This is a genomic window from Streptomyces sp. NPDC051315 (assembly GCF_044455165.1).
Taxonomy (GTDB): Bacteria; Actinomycetota; Actinomycetes; order Streptomycetales; family Streptomycetaceae; genus Streptomyces.
Map to the genome: position 1 here is coordinate 1 of NZ_JBITEN010000052.1, position 3,365 is coordinate 3,365.

General features: G+C 74.2%; 1 protein-coding gene. It reads right to left on the bottom strand.

The window, feature by feature from the left end; translation table 11 throughout:
* On the bottom strand, nucleotides 1-3,357 hold a 3,357-nt coding region (locus tag ACIBBD_RS38735; RefSeq protein WP_399424716.1), incomplete at its 3' end, for an SDR family NAD(P)-dependent oxidoreductase.
* Nucleotides 3,358-3,365: the final 8 nt, after the last annotated feature.

Here is a 3,365-nt window from a genome sequence, read left to right on the forward strand (position 1 = left end):
GTCCATCGCCAGTGCCTCACGCGGGGAGATGCCGAAGAACTCCGCGTCGAACCCGGCGACGTCGTCGAGGAAGCCGCCCAGGCGGACGTAGTCGGGGTCCGGGGTGCCGGGCATGTCCACTTCGGACCAGCCGCGGTCGGCGGGGAACTCGCCGATGGTGTCCTCGCCGCGCAGGAGTACGTCCCAGAGTTGCTCGGGGCTTTCCACTCCGCCGGGGAAGCGGCAGCCCATCCCGACGATGACGATCGGGTCGTCGGCCGGTGTGCCGCTCCCCCCGTACGCGTCCGGGGAGGGCGTGGCGGCGTTCTCCCCCGCCACCGTGCCGAGCGCCGTCAGCAGGTGGTCCGCGACCGCTCGGGGCGTGGGGCAGTCGAAGGCGAGTGTGGCCGGCAGCGGGAGGCCGGTCGCCCGGCTGAGGGAGTTGCGCAGTTCCAGTGAGGTCAGGGAGTCCAGCCCCAGCTGGGTGAACGGCAGGTCGAGTCCGATCGGTGTGCCCGGCGCGTGTCCCAGCACGGTGGACAGGGTGCTGCGCACGAGATCGGTCACGGCGTCGCGGCGCCTCGGCTCCGGCAGGTGCGCGTAGCCCTCGGAGGCGGAGGCCCCGAGGGCGGACGCGGCTGCCGTACGCAGGGCCGGCCGGCCCGTCAGGAAGCGCAGCAGGGGTGGCACCCGGTCGGCGGTGCGCCGCAGCGCGGCACGGTCGACGCGCAGCGGGACGGGGGTGTTGCCGGTGTGGGTCAGGGCTCGGTCCAAGAGGGCCAGGGCGTCACCGGTGGGCAGTGCGGTGATGCCGGTCCGCGTGGCCCTGTCGTGGGTGGTGTCGGCCAGGTTCCGGGTCATGGCGCTGTCGGCCTCCCACAGGCCCCAGGCGATGGACAGCGCGGGGCGGCCCTCGGCGCGCAGGGCGGAGGCGAGGGCGTCGAGGAAGCTGTTCGCGGCCACGTAGTTGCCCTGGCCGGGGCCCGCCAGGGTGGCGGCGGCCGAGGAGAACATCACGAACGCCGACAGATGGTGGTCCTCGGTGAGTTCGCGCAGGTTGCACGCGGCGTCGACCTTGGGGCGCAGCACGGTGGAGAGCCGGGCCGGGGTGAGGGAGGTGATGACGCCGTCGTCGAGGACACCGGCGGCGTGGACCACGGCGCCGAGCGGGTGGTCCTCCGGGATCGCGCGGATGACCTCGGCCAGGGCGTCGCGGTCGGCGGCGTCGCAGCCCACGATCGTGGTCCGGGCCCCGTGGGCGGCCAGTTCGGCGATCAGCTCGACGGCGTTGGGGGCGTCCATTCCGCGGCGTGTGACCAGCAGGAGGTGCCGGACGCCGTGACGGGTGACGAGATGGCGGACGGTGGCCGCGCCGACGGTCCCGGTGCCGCCGGTGACGAGGACGGTGCGGTCCGGGTCGAACGTCAGGGCCGTATCGCCGGTGTGCGGGCCGGTGTCCGCGCGCGTGTGGGCCGGCGTGCGCCGAGGGCCGTCCGCCCGGGTGAGGGAGGGAACGAGGACGCGGCCCTTGCGGAGGGCGAGGTCGTCCTGGTCGAGGCGGCCGGCGAGGGAGATCTCGTCGTCCGTGGGGGCGACGTCGGTGTCGAGGAGCAGGAAGCGGCCCGGGTTCTCGGACTGGGCCGACCTGACGAGTCCGCGGACCGCGGCGGCCGCGAGGTCGGTGACGGCCTCGTCGCCGGTCACGGCCACCGCGCGCCGGGTGACGACGAGCAGGCGCGACCGCGCCGCACGGGGGTCGGTGAGCCAGCGCTGGAGCAGCGCCAGAGCGTGTGCGGTGGACGTGTGCACGTCGAGTGCCGTGACAGCGTCGGCGTCGGCGCCGGCCGAGTCCCAGGGGACGACGACCAGTTCGCCGTACGGGGTGTCGGAGACGTCTTCGAGGATGTCGTCGGGGCCGGTGAGGAAGGTCGTCGAAGCGGGTGCCGGCAGGGAGGCGGGCCCGGCGGGCGTCCATGTGACGGTGTAGAGGTCGCCGGCCCGGCCCGGGGCGCCTGTCGGGAGGTCTTCGAGGTGCTGGGGTGTGACCGAGACCGCCTGTGCGGTCAGTACGGGCGCGCCGCTGCCGTCCAGCAGCCGGAGCGTGGCGCCGGCGTCGGGCGTCGGGGAGACACGGACGCGGACCGACGTGGCCGCGCGTGCGTGCAGGGTGAGACCGGACCAGGTGAGCAGCCGGGGGGCGGGGTGGCCGAGCGCGGTCAGGGCGACCATCGCGCCGTCCAGGAGGGCAGGGTGCACGGCGAACCGCGCGGCGTGCGCCTCCTGGCTCTCGTCGAGAGCGACCTCGGCGTGGATCTCGTCGCCAGCCCGCCAAACGGCCCTGAGGGTACGCGGAGCCGGATGCGCGTCGTCCGTTGCGTCGAGGGCGTCGTACAGCTCTTGGGGGTCGACCGGAACCGCGCCGGGAGGCGGCCAGGCCTCCTCCACCACGGTGGCACGGGCGGTCGGCTCGTCGTTCCTGGCACGGACCAGCGTGCCGTGGGCGTGGCGCGTCCACGGCCGGAGTTCGCCGGCACCGTCGGGGTCGGGGTCGAAGGGCCGAGCGTGGAGCGCGAAGCTCCAGTGGTCCTCGCCGTCGCCCGCCTCGGTGACGGCTTGCACCTCGATCTCACCGTCGGCCGGGAGCGGCAACGGTACGTCGACGTGCAGTTCGTCGAGGTGGTGGGCGCCGAGGGCACGTCCGGTGTGCAGGGCGAGGTCGGTGAGGACGGATCCGGGTACGAGGCTGCCGCCGCCGGTGGCCAGGCCGGCGAGCCACGGCTGGGTGCGCCGGGAGAGGCGGCCGGTCGCGATGACGGTGGTCGAGTCGGCGATGTTGGTGCCGGCGGACAGCAGGGGGTGGTCGCCGCGGTGGCCGGGGTGGTCGATGACCGGGTCGAGCCAGTAGCGGTGTCGCTCGAAGGCGTAGGTGGGCAGTTCGACGACGGGGTGGGGGCCCGGGAGCAGGGCGTTCCAGTCGACGGTCAGTCCCGTCGTGTGCAGGGAGGCGAGGGCAGAGACGGCTGTGTGCGCCTCGTCGCGGTGCTTGCGGAGGGTGGGCACGAACAGCAGCCCGTCGGTGTCCGGCAGGCAGTTCCGGGCGAGTGCGGTGAGGGTGGCGTCGGGGCCCAGTTCGACGAACCGGGTGACGCCTTCGCCGACCAGGGAGGTGATGCCGTCGGCGAACCGGACGGCCTCGCGGACGTGCCGCACCCAGTACTCGGCCGTGGTCAGCTCACCGTCTGCGGCGACACGTCCGGAGACGTTGGAGACGACCGGGATCGACGGGGCGGGGGCGTACGCGATGCCCTCGGCGACCTGACGGAAGTCCGCCAGCATCGGCTCCATCAGCGGCGAGTGGAAAGCGTGGGAGACCCGCAGACGGGAGG